This is a genomic window from Geobacter sp. OR-1 (assembly GCF_000813145.1).
Taxonomy (GTDB): Bacteria; Desulfobacterota; Desulfuromonadia; order Geobacterales; family DSM-12255; genus Geoanaerobacter.
In genome coordinates, this window is the sequence record NZ_BAZF01000016.1 from 39292 (window position 1) to 60295 (window position 21004).

At 56.2% G+C, this 21004-nt stretch carries 19 protein-coding genes; 16 read left to right on the forward strand and 3 right to left on the reverse strand.

Going from position 1 to position 21004, the window contains the following annotated elements; translation table 11 throughout:
- Positions 1-39 precede the first annotated feature (39 nt).
- The 12 genes from OR1_RS21010 to OR1_RS15105 are packed head-to-tail and all read left to right on the forward strand — an operon-like array spanning position 40 to position 14996.
- Positions 40-1074, forward strand: a complete 1035-nt coding sequence (locus OR1_RS21010; RefSeq protein ID WP_052440498.1) for a response regulator — start codon at positions 40-42, stop codon at positions 1072-1074.
- A gap of 55 nt (positions 1075-1129) precedes the next feature.
- On the forward strand, positions 1130-3106 hold the full coding sequence (locus OR1_RS15055; protein WP_041972720.1) for a PAS domain S-box protein: 1977 nt from the start codon (positions 1130-1132) through the stop codon (positions 3104-3106).
- Positions 3031-3978: a PAS domain-containing protein gene (locus OR1_RS21015; RefSeq protein ID WP_082002983.1), complete on the forward strand. Its 948-nt coding sequence runs from the start codon at positions 3031-3033 to the stop codon at positions 3976-3978. The genes OR1_RS15055 and OR1_RS21015 overlap by 76 nt, the downstream gene beginning before the upstream one ends.
- Before the next feature lie 8 nt (positions 3979-3986).
- On the forward strand, positions 3987-4865 hold the full coding sequence (locus OR1_RS15065) for a phosphate/phosphite/phosphonate ABC transporter substrate-binding protein (protein WP_052440502.1): 879 nt from the start codon (positions 3987-3989) through the stop codon (positions 4863-4865).
- On the forward strand, positions 4866-6155 hold the full coding sequence (locus OR1_RS15070) for a PAS domain S-box protein (RefSeq protein ID WP_041972721.1): 1290 nt from the start codon (positions 4866-4868) through the stop codon (positions 6153-6155).
- 10 nt (positions 6156-6165) lie between these two features.
- Positions 6166-7764, forward strand: a complete 1599-nt coding sequence (locus OR1_RS15075) for an ASKHA domain-containing protein (RefSeq protein ID WP_052440504.1) — start codon at positions 6166-6168, stop codon at positions 7762-7764.
- Positions 7765-7805: 41 nt separating this feature from the next.
- Entirely contained in the window at positions 7806-8471 is a 666-nt protein-coding gene (locus tag OR1_RS15080) for a B12-binding domain-containing protein (protein WP_041972723.1), read from the forward strand.
- Entirely contained in the window at positions 8468-9511 is a 1044-nt protein-coding gene (locus OR1_RS15085) for a uroporphyrinogen decarboxylase family protein (RefSeq protein WP_041972724.1), read from the forward strand. Before OR1_RS15080 ends, OR1_RS15085 begins: the two co-directional genes overlap by 4 nt.
- Positions 9508-10101 (forward strand): DUF1638 domain-containing protein, encoded by a 594-nt coding sequence (locus tag OR1_RS15090; protein WP_041972725.1) that lies wholly within the window; start codon positions 9508-9510, stop codon positions 10099-10101. Before OR1_RS15085 ends, OR1_RS15090 begins: the two co-directional genes overlap by 4 nt.
- Complete coding sequence (locus OR1_RS15095) at positions 10098-12479, forward strand: PAS domain S-box protein (protein WP_041972726.1); 2382 nt, start codon at positions 10098-10100, stop codon at positions 12477-12479. Before OR1_RS15090 ends, OR1_RS15095 begins: the two co-directional genes overlap by 4 nt.
- Complete coding sequence (locus OR1_RS15100; RefSeq protein WP_041972727.1) at positions 12451-12852, forward strand: response regulator; 402 nt, start codon at positions 12451-12453, stop codon at positions 12850-12852. The genes OR1_RS15095 and OR1_RS15100 overlap by 29 nt, the downstream gene beginning before the upstream one ends.
- Entirely contained in the window at positions 12849-14996 is a 2148-nt protein-coding gene (locus OR1_RS15105) for a response regulator (RefSeq protein ID WP_052440506.1), read from the forward strand. Before OR1_RS15100 ends, OR1_RS15105 begins: the two co-directional genes overlap by 4 nt.
- A gap of 13 nt (positions 14997-15009) precedes the next feature.
- Here OR1_RS15105 and OR1_RS15110 read toward each other — a convergent pair whose 3' ends face one another.
- Complete coding sequence (locus OR1_RS15110; RefSeq protein WP_041972728.1) at positions 15010-16443, reverse strand: PLP-dependent aminotransferase family protein; 1434 nt, start codon at positions 16441-16443, stop codon at positions 15010-15012.
- Positions 16444-16640: 197 nt separating this feature from the next.
- Here OR1_RS15110 and OR1_RS15115 point away from each other — a divergent pair, with 197 nt between their 5' ends.
- The 4 genes from OR1_RS15115 to OR1_RS15130 all read left to right on the forward strand — a co-directional run bounded on the left by OR1_RS15115 (position 16641) and on the right by OR1_RS15130 (position 19143).
- The gene (locus OR1_RS15115; protein ID WP_052440508.1) at positions 16641-16901 is read left to right on the forward strand and encodes a carboxymuconolactone decarboxylase family protein; all 261 of its coding nucleotides are present in this window, start codon (positions 16641-16643) and stop codon (positions 16899-16901) included.
- A gap of 20 nt (positions 16902-16921) precedes the next feature.
- Positions 16922-17674, forward strand: coding sequence for a hypothetical protein (locus OR1_RS15120; protein WP_041972729.1), 753 nt, complete (start codon positions 16922-16924; stop codon positions 17672-17674).
- A 661-nt stretch (positions 17675-18335) separates the two neighbouring features.
- Positions 18336-18602, forward strand: a complete 267-nt coding sequence (locus OR1_RS15125) for a peptidoglycan-binding protein (protein WP_041972730.1) — start codon at positions 18336-18338, stop codon at positions 18600-18602.
- Between the two features lie 103 nt (positions 18603-18705).
- The gene (locus OR1_RS15130; RefSeq protein WP_041972731.1) at positions 18706-19143 is read left to right on the forward strand and encodes a hypothetical protein; all 438 of its coding nucleotides are present in this window, start codon (positions 18706-18708) and stop codon (positions 19141-19143) included.
- 218 nt (positions 19144-19361) lie between these two features.
- Here the strand turns inward: OR1_RS15130 and OR1_RS15135 are convergent, their stop codons facing one another.
- Together OR1_RS15135 and OR1_RS15140 are read right to left on the reverse strand one after the other, a co-directional pair.
- Complete coding sequence (locus OR1_RS15135; RefSeq protein ID WP_041972732.1) at positions 19362-20180, reverse strand: mechanosensitive ion channel family protein; 819 nt, start codon at positions 20178-20180, stop codon at positions 19362-19364.
- A gap of 47 nt (positions 20181-20227) precedes the next feature.
- Entirely contained in the window at positions 20228-20959 is a 732-nt protein-coding gene (locus OR1_RS15140; protein WP_041972733.1) for a DUF4197 domain-containing protein, read from the reverse strand.
- Between the last annotated feature and the right edge of the window lie 45 nt (positions 20960-21004).

Sequence of the window (21004 nt, forward strand, 5' to 3'; positions counted from 1 at the left end):
TGGTTGCGGCATTACTCCTGTCAGTGAGGGGGCAATAAAATGACTGAAAACACCAAGATACCGGTCCTGCTGGTTGACGACCGAGCCGAAAACCTGACCGCCCTGGAAGGGATCCTGGAAAATATGGGGCTTGATATTTTCAAGGCAACATCAGGTAATGACGCGCTGCGCCTATCACTGAAGCATGATTTCGCGATCGTTCTCATGGATGTCCGGATGCCTGACATGGATGGTTACGAGACCGCCGAGCTGATGAGGGCAAACCCGAAAACCAGCCGGCTGCCGATAATTTTCGTCACCGCGGCCATGAATGACACGGAACATCAATTCAAGGGGTACGAGGCCGGGGCGTTCGACTACCTGCTGAAGCCGATTGAGCCGACCATCCTTCGGAGCAAGATCCGCCTGTTTTGCGACCTGTATCAACAGCGTCTGACGATCGAGATGAACGAACAGCAGCTTGAAGCACTGGTTGCAGAGCGTACCGCTGAACTGAATGCGACATTGAATAACCTGCGAGAAAGCGAGGGCCGTTTCCGGGACCTTCTTGCATCGGTCACCAGCTACCTGTACACGGTTGTCATGGAAGACGGCAAGCCTGTCTCAACAGTGCACGGTCCCGGCTGCTTGTCGGTAACCGGCTTTTCGGCCAAGGAGTACACAGACGACCCCGAGCTCTGGTACCGGATGATTCATCCGGATGACCGGCAGGCAGTTGTTGACGCTGCCCAACAAGTACTTACATCCAGAACCACCGATACCTTTGAACACCGGCTTCAACACAAAGACGGCTCGATCCGCTGGGTCCAGACCACGCTGGTTCCCCGCATCGGTCCGGAGGGAGAGCTTCTGTCGTACGATGGAATTATTACCGACATAACAGAGCGCAAACTTGCCGAAGAGAAACTGCTCAGATTCAACGAGGAACTTGAACAAAGGGTCAGGGACCGAACCAGGGAGCTTGAACGGAGAAATCATGATCTTGAAGAGATGAACAAGGCCTTTGTCGGCAGGGAACTGCGGATGGTGGCTTTGAAGGAGAAGATCGCGGCGCTGGAGGGGAAGCAGGCATAGCCGAACCCAGAGATCCTGGAGGCTTCGCGGGACTACGCCAATTTCGAGGAAAAGTATGCGAGCTGCAAACCCGAATTCGCTCATCCATAAGGTCCGGGCCGCCATTATACTCCATGACAGCCAGGGCCGCATAATGGACAGCAACCCTCTGGCGCAGGAGCTGCTCGGGTTTTCCGCCGGCCAGCTCCTCGGCAAGGAGTTGATCGATCAGGAATGGCGTTTCCTGAGGGAGGACGGCTCGGTGTTGCAGGTCGCCGAATATCCGGTAAGCCTGGTTCTCTCCACCCGGCGGCCGCTCAGGAACCATCTGCTGGGAATCTACCGGCCAGACTTGGATCATGCTTTGTGGGTGCTGGTGAATGCCGAACCGGAATACGACGATTCCGGGGAGATAACGATGATTATCGTTTCCTTTGTTGATATCACCGAGCGCAAGCAGGCGGAAGAACTGTTACGGACCAGCCTGGGGAGTTATCGCATGGCACAAGCCATAAGCCATGTGGGAAACTGGGAATACAATCTTCAGACAACCGAGTTCTGGGGATCGGATGAAGCCAAGTGCATCTACGGCTTCGATCCCGGCCAGGACAGCTTTTCAACCGATGACGTCGAACAGTGCATCACGGAACGGGAACGGGTTCATAAGGCATTGATCGACTTGATTGAAGCCGGCACGCCATACAACCTGGAATTTGAAATCAACCCCCGAAACAGCTCGGAACCGAAAATCATAGCATCCATCGCCGAATTGCATCGGGACGAGCACGGCGACCCATTGAAGGTCATAGGGGTCATCCAGGATATTACCGAACGGAAGCGGGCCGAGGAAGCCCTGCATCGGCTGAACAGGGAACTGCGGGCCATCAGCAACTGCACCCAGATTCTGATGAAAGCCTCCGACGAGCAAAGACTGCTGAATGACCTCTGCCGGATCATCTGCGACGAGGCCGGATACCGCATGGCCTGGGTGGGATACCCGGAAAACGACGACGTCAAGACCATCCGTCCGGTCGCCTGGGCCGGAGTAGAGGAAGGGTATCTCACCGAGGCCAGAATCACCTGGGGCGATACGGACCGGGGACGCGGCCCTTCCGGCAAAGCTATCAGAGACGGCGCAATCAGCTGCATCCAGGACTTTGCCAGCGACCCGCAAGCCCTTCCCTGGCGCGATAATGCTGCACAACGGGGCTACCGCTCGTCAATTGCCCTCCCCCTAAAAAATGAAAACGAAACCCCCTTCGGAGCATTGTGCATCTATGCCGCGGAAGCCAACGCCTTCTCCCCCAATGAAATCAGGCTGCTTGAGGAACTTGCTGGCGATCTGGCATTCGGTATTACGGTGCTGCGCACACGCACTGCCGTCAAACAGACTGGCCAGGACGCGGCGCTAATGGAATTTGCCCTGAACAACGTGCATGAGGCAGCCTTCCTGATCGATGAGCACTCCCACTTTCAATACGTGAATAAAGAGTCTTGCCGGATCCTGGGCTATAGCCGCGACGAACTGCTCGGCATGGGGGTTGCTGATGTAGACCCCGACTTTCCACCGGAACGCTGGTCCGAACACTGGAAGGAACTCGCGGCCCAACGCACGATAACCATGGAGGGGCGCCACAAGACCAGGGACGGTCGCATTCTTCCCGTCGAGATCAACGCAAATTTCATTAAATACAACGAACAGAGCTATAACCTGGCGCTGGTGCGCGACATGACCGACCGCAAGCGGTTGGAACAGGAGCGTCTCGCTCACCTCCGATTCTTTGAAAGCATGGACCAGGTCAACCGGGCGATGCAGGGAGCGAACGACCTTGAACAGATGATGAGCGATCTGCTCGATGTTGTGCTTGCGATCTTCGAGTGCGACCGGGCGTGGCTGATCCATCCGTGCGATCCCGAGCGTCCTTCTGGCAAGCGCTCATTGAACGCACCAAGCCTGAGTATCCTGGCAATCTGGCCATGGGAACGCCCTATCCGATGGACGAAGAGGTCGCCAAGCTGTATCGGGTGGTGCTGGCGACAAACGGCCCGGTGAAATTGGGTCCCGGAGCAGAGGAGTTGGTGCCTGTACAAGTGGCTAAGGATTTCGGTTGGCGTTCTCAAATTTGCGAGGCTATCCACCCCAAAATCGGCAAACCTTGGATGTTCGGGCTGCATCAGTGCTCTTACGCGCGTGTCTGGACCGAAGAGGAGGAAAGAATCCTTCAGGAGATCGGCAGACGGCTTGCCGACACAATGACCGGTTTGTTGATGTATCGTGATCTGCATGAGAGCGAGGAACGGTATCGCATGGTCTTCGAAAACTCGCCGGTCTCGATCTGGGAAGAGGATTTTTCCGCGGTTAAGGCCATTTTCGATGACCTGAAAAATCAGGGTGTCACCGATATCGAGCAGTACTTAACCAAGCATCCCGAAACCGTTCTGCATTGTGCGGAACAGGTAAAGATCATTGATATAAACCAGGCTACCCTGGCATTGCACGGGGCAGCAACCAAGGAAGAGCTGTTCGCAGGATTGGTCAACACTTTTACCCCGGAGTCGTTCGAGACATTCCGGAAGGAACTGGTCTGCCTGTGGAACGGGGGAACGAATATGACGCAAGACGCCGTGGTCAAGACCCTTACGGGCGAGCCCCGGCAAGTGACCGTGTATTTCTCCATATGCCCCGGCACTGAACAGACATTTTCCAAAATCCTGGTTTCGCTCATAGATATCACCGAGCGCCATCAGGCCGAAGAACAGATCATGGCGCTGAACGAGCAGCTCGAAAACCGGGTTCGGGAACGGACCGCGGAACTGGCAGCCAAGAATACGGAATTAGAACGGATGAACAAGATATTTATCGGCAGGGAACTCCGGATGATCGATCTAAAGAAACGGATCAGGGAGCTGGAAACGGAAACTTGAGGTGCAACATGATATTGATTCCGGATAAGCGGATATTCTCGTCTGGCCGGCTAAAAATGTTTATTCTGGTCAAATTTCTGGTCATTTTCTTGATTTGGGCCGTTCCCCAGGCGAATGCGGAACAAGGGAAATTGTACAGCATTGCGGTCATCCCTTCTGCACAGACGGTTGCCATGCATACACAATGGACCCCCGTTCTGGAGCGATTGACGGAAAAGACCGGCGTCAGGTTCAACCTGAAACTGTTCGTGCGGATGGCCGACTTCGAGCGGGAGATCGGCGACGGCACGCCGGATTTCATCTTCGCCTCCCCGATCCAGACTGTTATCGCTTACCAGACACACCGGTACGTTCCCCTGGTGCGGGGTGCTAAACCTGTTTCGATCGGGCTGTTCGTGCGGAAAGATTCCCCCTACAGGACCATTGACGATCTCAGCGGCAAGACCATCTCGTTCGTGGGGAACAAAAACCTGTGCAGCGTCTTTGTCCGCCATCTGCTGGCCAAACATGAACAACCGTTATCATTTGCCAGTAATTACGCCGGTTCGACGAGAAACGTGATTAAAAGCGTTCTACTGGGCAAGTCGGCCGCGGGTGCGGTGTTTATTCCGGAACTGGAACGGGAGCCAAAGGAGAATCAAGAGCAGCTTCACTCCATAATCGAGACCCCGAAGATTGCTCCCCATCCGCTCTCCGCGCACCCCAGGGTTTCGCAAGAGGTTCAGGATCGCATAATAAGGGCTATACTTGAAATAGCCTCGGACAAGAACGGGGCCGAACTGTTACGTGCCATCAGGCTCCCTGCTCCGGTTGTTGCCGATTACCGGAAAGACTACCAGCCCCTGGAGATTATCGACATCAGGGCACTGACTGATTGGGGCAAATAAATGACCCTGCTCCCTGGGCGGCTGAACAACCGCATGATCCTTCTGGTCTCGATTGTGCTTTGCATTACCGGAATTCTCTCGGGATGGGTGACTGCAACGCGCCATTCAGACAGGCTAATCACGGAGATGCGTGAGCATTCGTCGGTCATGGTCAAACATTTTGCGGAGAATTGCGCCCGGTATCTGATTCTCCAGGATTACTCCGAGTTGGAAGCATTTCTCCTCAAATCTGCGGAGCTGCCAAACGTAATCAGTCTGCAGGTCTGCGAACCTGACGGCCGGATCGTCGGTGATGTCATACGAAGATCCGATGGCAACCTGGTTTCGAAGTCGGGGATCCGACAGACACGCCCTCCCGCTACTACCGTACCATCCCATGTAATCACCGGGGACATCATGACCTTCTGGTACCCGATCTCGGCCGGAAGCCGACTCGGCTGGATAAAGGCGGAGTTCTCCCTGGCGTCCATCAAACAGGCTCAGGTGGCGACATGGACGCAGAGTCTGATCCTCGCCCTGCTCTGGATCATCGGCAGCGCCGCCATGATTTTCATCGTACTCCGGCCAACCGCGGTTGCACTCGACAAACTGGCTCAATTTGCCCGGGAGCTGCATGAATGCAAAGGGAACCTGATTCAGGTCGAACATGATGCAATCGAGATAGAAACACTTGAGAAATCATTAAATTACGCCTCAACTGAACTCATTGCCGATATCACCGAGCGGAAAGAGGCGGAACTGCAGCTCCACGCCAGCGAGCAGGCCTTTCGCGCCGTGGTGGAGAATTCGCCCGATGTCATTGTTCGTTACGACCGGGAAGGGCGACGTATCTACGTCAACCCGGAATTCGAACGGGTGAATAATCTCACTTCTGAGCAGGTGCTGGGCAAATCGCCGATCGAACTCTCAACCGAGTTGTCGCCGATGGCTGTGGCCTTTACGGAAAAGCTGATGGAAGCCATGGACTCCGGCATTGTAACCAAAATCGACCTTTCCTGGACCAAGGAAGGCAATCCGATCTGCTGGTATGTCCGCGTAGTCCCGGAGTTCGATGCCAACGGGACGGTCATAAGCGCCCTCACGATCTGGAGCGACATCTCGGAACGCAAACAGACCGAGGAACAATTGAAGGTTCTCAATGAAAAGCTCGATCAACGCGTTCAGGAACGGACCGCGGAGCTGGAGGCTAAAAACAGTGAACTGGCTCGGCTGAACAAGATCTTTGTCGGCAGGGAACTCCGTATGATCGAGCTGAAAGAGCGGATCAGGGAGCTGGAAAACGGCAAATAGGACAACGAGCTTGGCATACTTACGGATAATAACCGACAACGGGGAACATGTTGTTCCCTGCCCCCCCGGGATGTCACTGAGGGAGATCCTGGTGAACGCTGGGTTCCCGGTGCGCGCCGGCTGCGGTGGGATTGGGGCCTGCGGGCTCTGTATCGTGCGGATCCAAGCCGGGGACACAGATCCCCCTGCAGCGAACGAACTGCGAAGACTGCGGCCGGAGCAGATCAGCAAAGGGGATCGGCTTGCCTGCCAGGTATACCCATGCGGAGATCTCACCCTGACGATCCCGTCCCCTCTCCTGGCCGCTGACTGGCGAAGTTTACCACCGGACGCCGACTGGCAACCCTCCCGGGACGAGCGCCACCGGAAAGCAGAGACTGCCCTCGGCATGGCAATCGACCTGGGGACAACCCGGATACGCCTTGCCCTCTGGGACCTTAACACAGGGGAAAGACTGGCCGGCCGCATCGGCCCCAACCCGCAGGCGGTTTTCGGCAGCGACATCATGAACAGACTTAACGCCGCTTGCGAGTCATTGGAACGCGCCGCCGAGATCGGGCAGCTGACGCGGAATGCCATAGGCGCGGCACTGATCGATATTGCAGAAATCGAGGGGTATCGGCCGGCGAAGATCAACAGGGTTGTCATTGTCGGTAACAGCGTCATGCTCACCCTGCTGACAGGGAGAAATTACGATCTGCTCTTAAAACCTGCCCACTGGACCGGCGCAATCGATTGCCAGCCGGAGGAAACCGATTCCTGGCGCCGCCTCTGGGGCATCAGCGACCAAGCTTCCATAGATGTGGTAGCGCCGCTGGCAGGGTTCATCGGCTCCGACCTCCTGGCCGCGGCGCTTGCCACCCGGCTGACCGAACAAACAGCAGGCGCGCTTTTGATCGACTTCGGTACCAACTCCGAAATAGCACTCTGGGACGGCACTACCCTCTGGGCTACTTCCGCAGCAGGTGGACCGGCCTTCGAGGGGTGCGGCATCAGCTGCGGCATGCCGGCAGAGCCAGGGGCTATCCACAGGTTTGAACCGCAATCCCACCCTGCCGGCTTTCGTTTTGAAGTGCTCGGGGGAGGCGAACCACTCGGGATCTGCGGCTCCGGTCTGGTGGATATAATCGCCAACCTGAGAAGGGCTGGTATACTGAATAACATTGGAAAGTTTTTACCCGATATCGGCGACCAGGGACTGGCCATCATAAAGGGGCGAACCGGCCTGGCGCTGACAAAGCGCGATATCGACGGGTTCCAGCGAGCCAAGGCAGCCATCGCTGCTGGTATCCGGACCGTTATGAGCAAAGCAGGTCTGACTCCGGAGAAGTTGCAGCGCATCTGTATCTGCGGAGCTTTCGGCCGCTACCTCGATACGGGAAACGCCCGGGAGATCGGCATGTTGCCCCAAGTTGACCCTGACCGGGTCGAACTGTGCGGCAACAGCGCGCTGACCGGTTGCGAGATACTTCTTATTCACCCTGACCGCTCGGCAGCCATGGATAAAATGAGAAACATTGCCAGGATCATCAACCTGGCCCAGGTACCGGAATTTGAAGAGCAGTTCATATCGGCACTTTACCTGCGGCCGATGGCACTGGAACCCTGATAGCCATACCACGCTCACCGGCTGCCGCCACAGGAGGCCCCATGCTGGAGCAGATTATAAAATCGTACAACGAGGCGATCTTCGACACCGACCGGGAGCAGGCCCTGCATGTTATTCACTCAGCGATCACCCAGGGAGTTTCGCCGGAGGATGTGATCTTCAAGATCGTGATCCCGGCCATCGAACAGATGGTCAAGTCGATCAGCGAGGATTTCGACGCCAACCTGGCCCAGCACTTCATGACCGCGCAGATCGCAGCCGAGGTTACGGAAGAGATGCTTGCCCATTTCAGCAAGCCTCCCCAGGTGATCGGCAGGGTGGTTATCGGCACCGCCGAAGGAGACCTGCATTCCCTCGGTAAAAGGATCGTCATGGGATGCCTTAAGGCCCAGATGATCGAGGTGACCGATCTGGGGGTCAATGTGCCTGCGGAACGGTTCGTTGCTGAAGCTGTCGCCCATGGCGCCCGGGTAATAGGAATCTCGGCAATGATGGCCCATACCGCCCGGGGCGAAAACGGCTGTCTCAGGGTGCGGCAGCTCCTGCAGGAACGGGGGCTCGAAGGAAAGATCAAGATCATTGTCGGCGGCGCCCCTTTCCGTTTCGATCATGAGCTGTACCGGACCGTGCAGGCCGATGCCTGGGCAGAGGACGGTATCAGCGCCGGTAAGATCATCACCGACCTGATCCGGGAGGTGCAACCATGATTACCGGCATGGAGAGGCTCGTGGCAGCAATCAATGGGGGAGTCTCGGACCGGATTCCGGTGTTCTGCAACCTGATCGACCAGGGAGCGAAGGAACTCGGCATGCCGCTTAAGGAGTATTACGCCGACGGCGCCCATGTCGCCGAAGCCCAACTCAGGATGCGGGAACGCTACGGCCACGACAACGTCTGGAGCCTTTTCTATGTCGGCAAGGAAGCCGAACTGCTGGGCTGCCGGAAGATCAGGTATGCAGAGGATGGCCCCCCCAATGTGGAGGATTATGTCATCAAGGTGTACGACGATATCGCCGTACTCCGGATCCCCACTGACCTGAATGCGCATCCGGCGTTCCGGGAGGAGCTGAAATGCCTGCAGATCCTGAAGCGGGAAGTGGGGGGCAAGTACCCGATCTGCGCCTACGTCACCTCCACCATGACCCTGCCGGCCCTCCTGATGGGGATGGACAAATGGCTGGAACTGCTCCTGTGCGGCCCGCCAGACCTGCGTGACGCGCTCCTGACCAAGTGCCACGAGTTCTTTGTCAAGGAGATGACCGCTTATCGCGATGCCGGCGCCGATGTGCTGGTCTACTCGAACCCGTTCGGCTCGACCGATACCGTTTCGATGAATTATTTCCACGATCACTCCCTCCCCTGGATAGAAAGGGACATCAAGGCAGTCGGTACGGCGGGTATCGTCTATTACTGCGGCACGTCCCGCTTCAATCGGGTGATAGACTCAGTGCTGAAGAGGACCGGCATCGGCGTCTACTACCTGAGTCCTCTCGACGATCTCGTCGAAGGGAAAAAGATCATCGCCGGCCGGGGACTGACCTGCGGGGTGATCAACGATATGAAGCTGATCGACTGGACCCGGGAGGAGATCCGGGCCGAGGTTCGCCGGTTGATCGAGGCCGGCATGCCGGGCGGAAAATTCCTGTTCGGCACCGGGGTCATGCCGTACCAGATCCCGGAGGAAAATATCAGGACCATGCTCGAAGCAGCCTATGAATACGGCAGCTATGAAAAGCAGGGCTCATGACCGGCGACCGGCTGCTGCTCCTGGGGTGCGGTATCCTGAAAAAGGAGGTCGACTTCCTGATCGCCAGGAACAACTGGCCGATGGAGACACTCTTTCTCGACTCCGCCCTCCACGTCGACTTCGACAGCCTGGCCAAAGCGCTCACATCCTCCCTTGCCAGGCACCGGGAAGAGGATGTCATTGTTCTCTACGGCACCTGCCACCCCCTTATGGAGCAGATGCTGGCTAAAGCGGGCACCTTTAGAACCTGCGGGCAGAACTGCTGCGAGATGCTATTGGGTAATGATCTCTTCAGCAGTGAGCTTGCCAACGGCGCATACTTCCTTCTGGAAGATTGGGCTCGCCGCTGGGACCAGATCCTGACCAAGACATTCAACACGAAGAATCTGGAGCTGATCAGCGACATCTTTCAGGGTGACCGGAAATACCTTCTTGGGATCAGGACCCCCTGTTCCGGCGATTTCACAGCCGAGGCAGAGGCTGCAGGGCAAACGGTCGGGATGCCGCTCCATTGGCTGGACGTTTCCCTCGACCACCTGGAGTCGGTCCTCCTCGAAGCGATTACCCGCAAACAAGGCGAGGCCAGATGACTGATATGATCACGATATCCAGGGAAGAACTGGAGCACTTGAAGGAGCGCGCCGCCAAAAGCTCCATGGACAAGTCGTACCTCCAGCTGGTGATCCGGCTTATGAACAGGGTGAGCGCCGTTTCGGGGCTGGAGGATACGGTCGACTGCATGCTGCGCAACATCCTGGATGTCATTGGCGGTGCCAACATTATCCTATACTACTTCATAGACAGTGACATCTTCTCTGCCGATGCCTACGGCAAGAGGTTGCGGCTCGACACCATCGACGACGACCTGGTGCAACGGGTCATTGTTACAAAAGAACCGGTTGAGGCCGAGCATCCTTTCAGCGATACCATGATGCAAACCCCGGAATTCACCAAGGCCTACACCTGGGTCTATCCGCTCCTGGTCGGCCCCGATCTCGTAGGTGTCTTCAAAATGGAGAGCCTCCATATCGGTGTCCGCGATCTGTATCAATACCTGCCGACATTCTTCAGCTTCGTCGCATTGGTCCTGAAGAATGAGATCCTGGGCGAATCAAGACTCAAACAGGCCTATGATCAATTGAGCGAAATCAATGAAGAGCTGGAACTGGAAGTGGCTGAGCGCGAATTGATCGAAAATGAGCTACGCACAGCCAGAGACGAACTGGAAGATAAGGTTGCCAAGCGGACCTTTGAACTGAGAGAAGCGAATGAGCATCTTCAGCTGGAGCTTGACGAGCGCATAAAGGCGCAGGAGGCGCTGCGCAGGTATTCGGAAGAGGTGGAAGATCTGTATAACCGTGCTCCGTGCGGTTATCACTCCCTGGACATGTCCGGCAATTTTGTCCGGATCAATGATACGGAGCTGGAGTGGCTCGGTTACAAAAGGGAAGAAATCGTCGGCGTCAAGAACTTTAATGACCTGCTCAGCGAGAAAAGCCGGGAGGGATTCCGGGAAAACTTCCCTATCTTCAAAGCCCAGGGGTGGATCAAGGACCTTGAGTTCGAGATGGTTCGTAAAGACGGGTCAACCTTTCCGGTTCTCGTGAGCGCCACTGCAATCAAGGATAAAAACGGCATCCCGGTTATCAGCCGTTCGACCATGTTCGACGTCACCGACCGGCAGAAGATATCCGCATCGGAACATTTGCTGAGCGCCATCGTGGAATCGTCTGATGATGCGATCATGAGCAAGGATATGGATGAGATAATCCTCTCCTGGAACAGGGGGGCGGAACGTATCTACGGTTATGCGGCTGAGGAAATCATCGGGTGCAGCATAATGCTGCTGGTACCACCGGACCGGATTAAGGAAATTGATGATATCATGACCGCCCTGAAGCACGGGGAGCGAATCGAGCATTTTACGACAGAGAGGCTCCGTAAAAACGGGGAAAGGATTTTCGTATCACTTACTGTTTCACCGATCAGGGACTCGGCAGGTGACGTTGTCTCGGCTTCGATCATCTCACGCAATATTTCGGAACAGGTCCGGCTTGCAAATGAACTGCAAACGCAGCGCACCAACCAGGAAGAATTGATCCGGAAACGTACCGAAGAACTGCTGGAGCGGAGCAGCGAGCTTCAGGACAACCAGCAGGCGTTGATGAATATTGTGGATGATCTCAACCAGAAAACCGACGAACTTGAACAGGCCAACGCCAAGCTTATGGAACTCGACCGGCTGAAATCGATGTTTATCGCCTCGATGAGCCATGAATTGCGGACACCGCTCAACTCGATCATCGGCTTTTCCAGCATCCTCTGCGACGAATGGCTCGGCCCGGTGAATCAGGAACAGAAGGAGAATCTTGCCATCATCCTCCGTTCCGGCAAACATCTCCTGACCCTGATCAACGATGTCATCGATGTCTCCAAGATCGAGGCCGGCAAGATCGAGGTCAAGAACGAAGAGTTCGACCTGTTCGATCTGATGACCGAGGGAATCCAGTACCTGGAGAAAGATATCAAGGAGAAACAGCTTGAACTGCAGACACATCTGCGGCATCTCCTTATCTACTCGGACCGCCGCCGGCTGCTGCAGTGTTTCATCAACCTGCTTTCCAATGCGCTCAAGTTTACGGAATACGGGAGCATTGCCGTTGAAGTTGCTTCCGAGTGCGGGGATACCGGAGAGGGAACCGGACAGGTCATGATTTCCGTCCGCGACACCGGCATCGGGATCGTTCCGGAAGACATCCCGCGGCTGTTTCAACCCTTTGTCCGCCTCGACTCACCGATGAAGGCAACCGTGCCGGGAACCGGGCTCGGGCTGTATCTTACCCGGAAGTTGGTTGGCGAAGTCCTGAACGGTGATATACTTTGCGCAAGCGAGATTGGCAAGGGAAGCACCTTTACCATAAGCATTCCGGAGAGAATCGATGCAAAAGGTACTGGTAATAGAAGATAATAAGGATAACCTCCGCCTTATCACCTATGCGCTGGAGCGGCACGGATTCGAGGTAATAGCCGCGGATACCGGCATGAAAGGGGTCGAACTGGCGGTCAGCACCCACCCCTATTTCATCATCATGGACATCAACCTCCCGGACATCGACGGCTACGAAGCTACCAGACGGATCCGCGGGAGCAAGGCCAATGGCGACATACCGATAATAGCCATCACATCGTACGCAATGTCGGGCGACAGTGACCGGATCATCGCCGCAGGCTGCAACGGCTATTTCGAGAAACCTATTGATCCTCTGACCATCACCGACAAGATTCTGGAATTGCTCGACCAGATCAAGGGATATCCCGGTACTAAGAAGGAGCAGCCATGAATGTTCTCATCGTGGAGGACATCCCAAATGCGCGCAAACTGCTGCGGATCACCTTCGAGCATTACGGCTGCGCGGTCATAGAGGCGCAGGACGGCGTGGAAGGGCTTGAACAGGCGACGAAACACCTTCCCGACATCATAGTGTCCGACGCCCTCATGCCGCGCATGGACGGCTTCCAGCTCCTGCGCGCTCTGAAGGCCGAGCCACGGCTCAAGGCAATTCCGTTCATATTTTATTCATCGACCTATACCGGCGAAAAAGAGGCCGAACTGGCGTTTTCACTCGGCGCCGATGCCTTTGTCGCCAAACCTGCCGAACCCCAGGCCGTATGGGAAATAACCTGCACAGTCATGAAAAAATGGCGAGCGCGGCAAGAGGAGCCGGCTGCCTTTGCCGTCATCAACGAAAGCGACGAGCAGTATCTGCGCGAGTACAGCCGGATCGTCGCGACCAAGCTGGAAGAAAAGGTCCATGAACTCGAAACCGCCCTGACGCTTCGTCAGCAGGCAGAGGATGAACTCCGCCATCTCAATGCGGAGCTGACCAGGGAGATCGGGGAGCGCAAGCAGGCTGAAAATGCCCTTAAAGAGCAGGAACAGGAACTGGCGACGATCTTCGAGAACGCGCCTTTCGTCATGCTGTTGCTTGACGAAGAGCGTAAAGTGCGCCGGGTCAACGCCCTGGCATGTTCATTGACCTCATCTGAAGTTCACGAGATGGTTGCCCGTAAGAGCGGTGAAGCACTGCGCTGCGTTCGTGCCCTTGATTCAGCCGAAGGGTGCGGATTTGGCTCAATTTGCCAGGGTTGCATCATCCGGCAGACCATTATGGACACTTTCAAGACCGGCCAGAGCCACCATCAGGTGGAAACTACCATGCCGCTCCTTATCTCTGGAAAAGAAACCCCCAAGACATTCCTCTTTTCAACGACAAAAGTCACTGTCTCTCATCAGGCAATGGTTCTTCTCAGTCTTCAGGACGTCAGCGAGTACAAGAAGCTGGAAGCCCAGCTGCTGCACGCGCAAAAGATGGAATCGATCGGCACCCTGGCCGGCGGCATTGCCCATGACTTCAACAATATTCTGACCGCAGTCATAGGTTACGGGGATATTGCCCTCATGAACATGGGGCCGGAAGATCCGCAACGGCAGAATATCGAATTCATGCTGGCTGCGTCGCACAAGGCGGCGTCGCTGGCGAAGGACCTCCTCCTGTTCAGCCGGAAGCAGATCAGCGTCAAGAAGAATGTGGATCTGAATGAGATGGTACGGTCGATGGATAAGTTCCTGCAAAGGATCATCGGCGAAGATATCGACTGTTCCATCTCCCTGGATAACGAGGCGTTGCCGGTATTTGCCGATGAACACCAGCTGGAGCAGGTACTCATGAATCTTGCCGCCAACGCGCGCGATGCAATGCCCAATGGCGGCACATTATCGATTGCCACCGAAAGGATCAGGCCTGACGAGAGCCCTGCAGGGGTTGAACCCGGCGATGCGAAAGCGGTTTTGGTCGTTACGGATACCGGTATGGGGATGGACGAAGAAACTTGCATGCAAATCTTCGATCCGTTTTTTACGACCAAGGAGGTCGGCAAAGGCACAGGTCTCGGGTTGTCGGTTGTCTACGGCATCATCAAGCAACATGACGGCCATGTCACGGTCAGCAGCATACCCGGCCAGGGCACGACATTCCGGGTATATCTCCCTTTGACATCACAGCCGGCGAACAAACAGAATGCCGATCTGACCAACAATAAGCCGATTCGAGGGACAGAGACGATCCTTTTGGCAGAGGATGACGAAACTGTGCGCAACATGGCGCTGTCGGTCCTGCGTAATTTCGGTTATGAGGTCATCGTTAGCGTTGACGGCGAAGATGCGGTGCAGAAATACCTGGAGCACAAGGGGAAAATTCAGCTCCTGCTTTTTGATATGATCATGCCCAAAAAGAGCGGGAAAGAGGCCTATGACGAGATCATAGCGCATGAACCGGGGATAAAGGTCATCTTTACCAGCGGTTACGCAACCGATACCGTACAGCGGAAAGCCCAGGTCGGCGATAACGGCATGATGATCTCCAAACCGTACCTGCCGACCAACCTGCTGACAACCGTACGTTACTTGCTGAACAAACGGGCGTAGGATATCTTACTGTTCACTCGAAGCAACCCCCAGCCATCCCTCCCAGGGTCTTCACTGCCCGTTCGATCTCCTCCGACCAGAAAGCCGCATTCAAGCGGAAGCAGTTGCCGTATTTCTCCCCGAGCGTGAAGATCCGACCCGGTGCGATCCCGATCCCTTCGGCCAATGCCATCTCGTACAGCTTGAGCGCATCGAACCGGTCCGGCAGCTCGACCCAGAGCACAAAGCCACCTTCGGGGCGGCTCACCCGGGTTCCGGCCGGGAAATACCGGCCAACACTGTCACGGAGCTGGGTGACCTGGCGGGCATAGACCCTGCGGATCGTGCGGAGATGGTGGTCATAGCCGCCGTTGGCCAGGAACTCCGCTACTGCCATCTGGGTCGGGGTTGCCGTGGCGATATTGAAGAGGGTCTTGAGCTGCTTGATCTTCTGGTAATACCTCCCCGGCGCGATCCAGCCGACCCGATAACCCGGGGCAACAGTCTTGGAAAACGACGAACAATGAAGCACCATCCCCTTTTCATCGTAGCTCTTCAGCGCCGTCGGGCGAACAGCGCCGAATGACAGCTCACCGTAGACATCGTCCTCGATCAGCGGTATGTCATGCCGGCTGAGAAGCCTGACCAGTTCGCGCTTCTTTTCATCAGGCATCAGGCTGCCGAGCGGGTTGTTGAAATTTCCGATGCAGATGCAGGCAGAGATCGGGGTCTGCCTGATGGCATAGGTCAGCACTTCCAGGCTCATCCCCTCCTTGGGGGTGGAAGGGATTTCCAGCACCTTGAGCCCCAGCCACTGGATGAAGTTGAGAAAGGTGTAGTAGACCGGGGAGCCGATGGCAACCGTGTCACCGGGGCGGCAGATGGCCTGGAGCGCCAGCGTCATCGCCTCGATGCACCCAGAGGTGATCACGATCTCGTCAGGAGAGAGGGGGCAGCCCGAAGAAATCGACCTTTTGGCTATCTGGGCCCGGAGACGCTTGATCCCCTTGGCCGGCGCATAAGAGATGGACTGCAACGGCTGGCGGCGCGACTCGGAGGCGATCATCCGGGAGAGTTTCAGAGCCGGAAGCAGGTCCGAATTGGGGATGGAGCCGCCAAGCGGCACCAGGGATATATTGGAGACGTTACGCATCACCTGCAGCGAGACCTCATCGAGAATCACCGGGCTCGGCGCAACCCCCTCCCCCTCTTCCCGCTTGGCCGGGCGATCTTCCGGTTCAAGGATCGTTGACCGCACATAAAAGCCCGATTGCGGCCGCGCCTCGATCATCCCCCGGTTTTCCAGCAGCGCGTACGCCTCCATGACCGTATTGGCGCTGACCCGCATCTGACCGCTCAACTCCCGGATCGAAGGAATCCGGTCGCCGGGACGGTACGTACCGCTGTCGATCATACCGCCGATCCGGTCGGCAACCTCTTCGTACAACACTTTCCTGCCAGCCGTCATACCCACCCCACTCTCCCTTTCTCTGCATGATACCCAATTACGAAATTCAATACAGATACAATTGGGAGCAATTATACCGGTAACAGTTGCCATTTCCACTATCTGTTACCGTAACAAATCAGATCTGCTGTGTCTGGCGCTTTTAGCGGAATTGTCGCAATATCGACCTATCAAAACCACACAAGGAGGAGCGTATCATGGGAATGTCTGACAAGATCAAGGAACTGGTTGCCATCGGGGCGTCGTTCACCGTCAACTGCCAGCCCTGCCTGCAGTACCACGCGGAAAAGGCCGCCGAATACGGTGCCGCACCGGAAGAGATCGCCAGCGCCATTGAAATCGGCAGATGCGTGCGGAAAGGCGCCGGAGCCAAGATGGACAAGTTTTCTGCTCCCTTCAGCGCAACGGCGGAAACCGGGACCGGGAGAACACAGGAGGCCGGCTGCTGCATGAGATGAGGCTTCCTAAGGAGGGGATCATGCCAAGAATTGCTGCTGCCACTACTACCGATTATGAACCGCTTTATCAAGAGCTGTCCGGCCTGCCGGGCTGCGCCACTGCCCAAGATGCGGCGCAGATGCTTGTTGACGCACTGTTCAACCGTTTCAGCGAATCGCTGGTGCTGCTCCGGCTGTTCGTCACCATGCGCTACGACCGGCTCATGGAGCCGGACCGGCTGTTCGTGAATGCCCGTGGCCGGGACAGCGGTACATCGCACCTCATTCATGACGCAACGCCGATCTTCACCCTGTTGGCCTCAAGGGGAACCAGACCGGAATGGAACGACCGCACGAGATCGGAGCATTTCCGCTGTATCCCGCTGCCGTCCGCGGCATTCGTATCATCCCTCTCCATGCTCTCGCGGCAGTTTGCATCCGTTGGGCTCGATACAAGCTGTTTCGACGACTGGGGACAAACGGTCGTGGTAACCGGCTGCGCGGACAGGTTTCGCGGGGTCCTGCACATCCGCGACTCGGCAGCGGACACCGACGGCCAGGGGCGGAAGATCGTCCCCAGGCAGCAGTTCGTGGCAGAGCACAGGGTGAAGAGCTCGTTCGGCTTCGGCAGCGGCTACCCCAATCACCCGACCCTGGTGACGCTGTTCGCCTTCACCAGCGAAGAGCTGGGCGAACAGGCCATGGCGCCGGTCCCCGGACTGCTCGAAGCGTTTATCGCTGCAACCGGCCCGCTGGTCGGGGCCGGGCGATATTTTAAACAACCGGCTCAATAATATAAGGGGCTCCCGGCCTGTGGGAGCCCCGAATCGTTCATGAAACTGTCGTCAGCCGATCCAGCTCAGTGCCGCATTGCCGATTCCCCCCTCCCTCCTGTGTCAAATTGAGAAGCAGTGCCGCTTCCCTGCACCCCAATTCATAACAGATCGACACCATTCGACAATTCCGCGATAGACCATTTATTTTGCCGCGGTTCGGGCTACGCACTCCGTATTTCCCAGAAAGATATGAGGAGTTACTACGAAACAACGACGTGACCCAAGTTCTCTTCCCCCTTGACAGATCGCCATCGCCGCACTATTGTGAGCGCATGTTTATGTAATGGAGCCAATGATGGCATGGGAAGGGAACGATTCTACAGCAAGAAAGCCGCACGCCGGGTAACCCGGCGGAGCGGCTTTTTTTGTCTGTGAGGCAGTGCGCCTGCAATGCGTAGCATCAGGAACTCGTTGTGTGTTAAATCTGGGGAGTGTCCCTAGTTTTTCCCTAGTTGTGGAAAGATAAGTACGTAAGGTAGCTGGGGGACCCCAGCATTCACACCACCTGTTGGCCCGGAGAGCGAAAAGGGGTCAGCCCTTGAATGTGGAAAACTATTACCACTAACTCCTCAACATTCTTTTTTCAATGGCAGACCCCGAGATTGAATCAGGAGGGAACATGAAAATATTTCTTATCATAGCCATATCGTTAACCCTTTTTGCTCCGTCATACGCCGCTACTGATTGCGCCAACCTTCCAACCGTGGAGCAATTCAAGAAAAGCAGTTCCAATATGGACACCAAGAAAATACAGCTATGCTTGAGCACTGCCGGTTTCTATGCTGGGAAAATTGACGGGTTAAAGGGGCCATTGACCATCAGCGCCTTGACAAAGTATCATGCAAAAAGAGCCGGAACTCCCAAAAAACCGGGGACTACCAAATAAAGCCTGTGCGAACGCTTTACCTCACTCCTGTTGCCAGCGACGCACTTCTTTTCAGAACAGATCAATAATACGGACTGCTGGCCGCTTCGGAAATGAGGTCTCAATGAAAAAACTCATGCCATCGGCAATCTTTGTCACCGCTTTTGCCATGCACCTGATATATCTACTCGTCTTCCGCGAGCCCGGCTGCGGGCCACCCCCTACCCTCTCAGGCTACTTCAGTAACGGAGACGTGTTTCTCGGCTTTTCCTACGCCCTTGGTGCGGCATTCTCGGTATGGTCGTTCATATTGTTCATGTCTTGTCGTTCCAAATCATCAGCGGCAGGAGCAGCGAGTGGAACAGTGTTGACCACAGGGCTCGCCGCCGCAGGCTGCTTTCTCACCGGCTGTTGCGGTTCGCCCATGTTTGCCGTTTACGCCGGTATCTTCGGCATTGGCACCTTCACCATTCCAAAATGGGTGGTCGCGCTGCTGACGGCATCCCTATGTGGAGCCTCCATCTGGTGGCAGAAAAAAAGCCGCATTGGCTGCGGTTGCTAGAAAGAGAAGGCAGAGCGCCGACGGCAAGGAGCTCAAGGTGTTGAACCAGGAATGGTCTACCTTATTGGCGGCACCGATCAACCTGCTGGAGAAGAACGCCGAGCTGATCAGCATAATCGAGGAGTGAAAGACTCGCACGAAATTGCTCCATCAAGCCACAACAAAAAGGGCACCCTGTTTCCGGAGTGCCCTTTTTGTTACGAATCGAACCACCGACCCTATGCCGGGTTCTGCACAACCACCATCTGCGCGGGCATTGGCGACGGGAAGCCGGCAGCTGCCAATGCCTCGCGGATCGTCCGGTTGCCGTCGAAATAGACCTGCCAGTAGTTATCGTTATGGCAGAACGGGCGAACTGCCAGCACCGGCCCGACCAGGGTGAAATCTAAGATTTCCACCTCCACCGCCGGCTCCTTCAGCACGTTGGGAACCGCTGCCAGTTTCTCCCGCAGAAGTTGCATGGCTGCGACATGATCGGCGCTACCGGCAAGCTGGCACTTCAGCTCGACCCGCCGGAAATCGTTGGCTGTGAAATTCTGGATGGTGTCGCCGAAGATTTTGGCGTTCCCAACCAGCGTCATGACGTTGTCCGGCGTGTTGATGGTGGTGACAAAGAGCCCGATCTCCTTGACCGTGCCGGTCACACCGGCCACGGTCACGAAATCGCTCACCTTGAAGGGGTGCAGCACCACGAGGAAGATCCCGGCCGCCAGGTTGGATAGGAGTCCGCCCCAGGCGGCGCCGATGGCGATGCCAATGCCGGCAACCAGTGCGGCGAAGGTAGTTGTCTGGATCCCGCAGTACCCCAGGATGGCGACAACGAGGATGATATTCAGCGTCACGGCGACGAAGTTGCCTATGTAGCGCATCAGGGTTGGATCGACCTTCTGTTTTTCCAGCACCGTGTGCAGCATCCGCCCCACCATGCCGATCAGCCAGCGGCCGACGACCCAGAACAGGATGACGGCAATTATCTTGGTCCCGAATTCCGTGGCATAATTGACAACAAGCTGCTGGTACTGTCCAAGGTTATCCATACGCTTCCTCCTTTTCTAGAATAAGTCGTTTACAGCAGCGCCCCTGTTCATTTGCCGAATACCTTGCGCAGAAGATCGGTGGTCCGGGCCGCGGGGTTTGTCCTGATCTTCTTCTCCTCCTCACCCACCTTTATGAACAGACCGTCCAGAGCCTTGTCGGTTACATAGGTATCGAGATCCAGGGATGGGATGCCTGCCAGGGATGTCAAGGGCGAGACATCGTACTTGCCGATCATCTCTTTGTAGGCACGGGCGGTTCCCACCTGGTCCATGCTCCTGGTTACCGTCGGTTTGAAGGCATCAAAGAGTTGCGACCGGGTCTTGTTCTCAAAGAACCTGGTTGCCGCCGTATCCCCACCGTTCAGGATTCCCTGGGCATCCTCCACGCTCATCTGCCGGATGGCATCACCGAAGAAGCTGGCCGCCTTGGGCGCCGCTTTTTCCGCGGCCCGGTTCATGCTTAGGACAACCTCGTCAACCTGTTGCTGGTAGCCGATGCGCCCCAGAATATCCGCTGCCTGCTGGATCTTGTCGGGAAGAAGGATCTTAATGAGCTGGTTGCCGAAGTAGCCGTCAGGCCTGGCAACCTCGGTAACGGCCCGCTCGGTGCCGGTGGCCAGTGCCTCCTTGAGCCCCTTGACAATAGTGCTGTTGTCGAGAGAATCCTGCTGTCGCAGTGACGGGAGAACTTCTCTTGATAGATCATCGAAAAAACCTGCCAGACAGGGAGCAGCAAAGAACAGGAGCAGGACCGACGCCAGACCGAGAGAGCGTTTCATAGAAACCTCCATCCTCATAGAAATTTCGCAACGAAAAAGGCCGGA

Excerpts from the sequence above, each read along its gene's own strand:
- OR1_RS21010 (WP_052440498.1), top strand. The coding sequence starts at position 40 with ATGACTGAAAACACCAAGATACCGGTCCTGCTGGTTGACGACCGAGCC.
- OR1_RS15055 (WP_041972720.1), top strand. The coding sequence starts at position 1,130 with ATGCGAGCTGCAAACCCGAATTCGCTCATCCATAAGGTCCGGGCCGCC.
- OR1_RS21015 (WP_082002983.1), top strand. The coding sequence starts at position 3,031 with ATGGGAACGCCCTATCCGATGGACGAAGAGGTCGCCAAGCTGTATCGG.
- OR1_RS15065 (WP_052440502.1), top strand. The coding sequence starts at position 3,987 with ATGATATTGATTCCGGATAAGCGGATATTCTCGTCTGGCCGGCTAAAA.
- OR1_RS15070 (WP_041972721.1), top strand. The coding sequence starts at position 4,866 with ATGACCCTGCTCCCTGGGCGGCTGAACAACCGCATGATCCTTCTGGTC.
- OR1_RS15080 (WP_041972723.1), top strand. The coding sequence starts at position 7,806 with ATGCTGGAGCAGATTATAAAATCGTACAACGAGGCGATCTTCGACACC.
- OR1_RS15085 (WP_041972724.1), top strand. The coding sequence starts at position 8,468 with ATGATTACCGGCATGGAGAGGCTCGTGGCAGCAATCAATGGGGGAGTC.
- OR1_RS15090 (WP_041972725.1), top strand. The coding sequence starts at position 9,508 with ATGACCGGCGACCGGCTGCTGCTCCTGGGGTGCGGTATCCTGAAAAAG.
- OR1_RS15095 (WP_041972726.1), top strand. The coding sequence starts at position 10,098 with ATGACTGATATGATCACGATATCCAGGGAAGAACTGGAGCACTTGAAG.
- OR1_RS15100 (WP_041972727.1), top strand. The coding sequence starts at position 12,451 with ATGCAAAAGGTACTGGTAATAGAAGATAATAAGGATAACCTCCGCCTT.
- OR1_RS15105 (WP_052440506.1), top strand. The coding sequence starts at position 12,849 with ATGAATGTTCTCATCGTGGAGGACATCCCAAATGCGCGCAAACTGCTG.
- OR1_RS15110 (WP_041972728.1), bottom strand. The coding sequence starts at position 16,443 with ATGACGGCTGGCAGGAAAGTGTTGTACGAAGAGGTTGCCGACCGGATC.
- OR1_RS15115 (WP_052440508.1), top strand. The coding sequence starts at position 16,641 with ATGGGAATGTCTGACAAGATCAAGGAACTGGTTGCCATCGGGGCGTCG.
- OR1_RS15120 (WP_041972729.1), top strand. The coding sequence starts at position 16,922 with ATGCCAAGAATTGCTGCTGCCACTACTACCGATTATGAACCGCTTTAT.
- OR1_RS15125 (WP_041972730.1), top strand. The coding sequence starts at position 18,336 with ATGAAAATATTTCTTATCATAGCCATATCGTTAACCCTTTTTGCTCCG.
- OR1_RS15130 (WP_041972731.1), top strand. The coding sequence starts at position 18,706 with ATGAAAAAACTCATGCCATCGGCAATCTTTGTCACCGCTTTTGCCATG.
- OR1_RS15135 (WP_041972732.1), bottom strand. The coding sequence starts at position 20,180 with ATGGATAACCTTGGACAGTACCAGCAGCTTGTTGTCAATTATGCCACG.
- OR1_RS15140 (WP_041972733.1), bottom strand. The coding sequence starts at position 20,959 with ATGAAACGCTCTCTCGGTCTGGCGTCGGTCCTGCTCCTGTTCTTTGCT.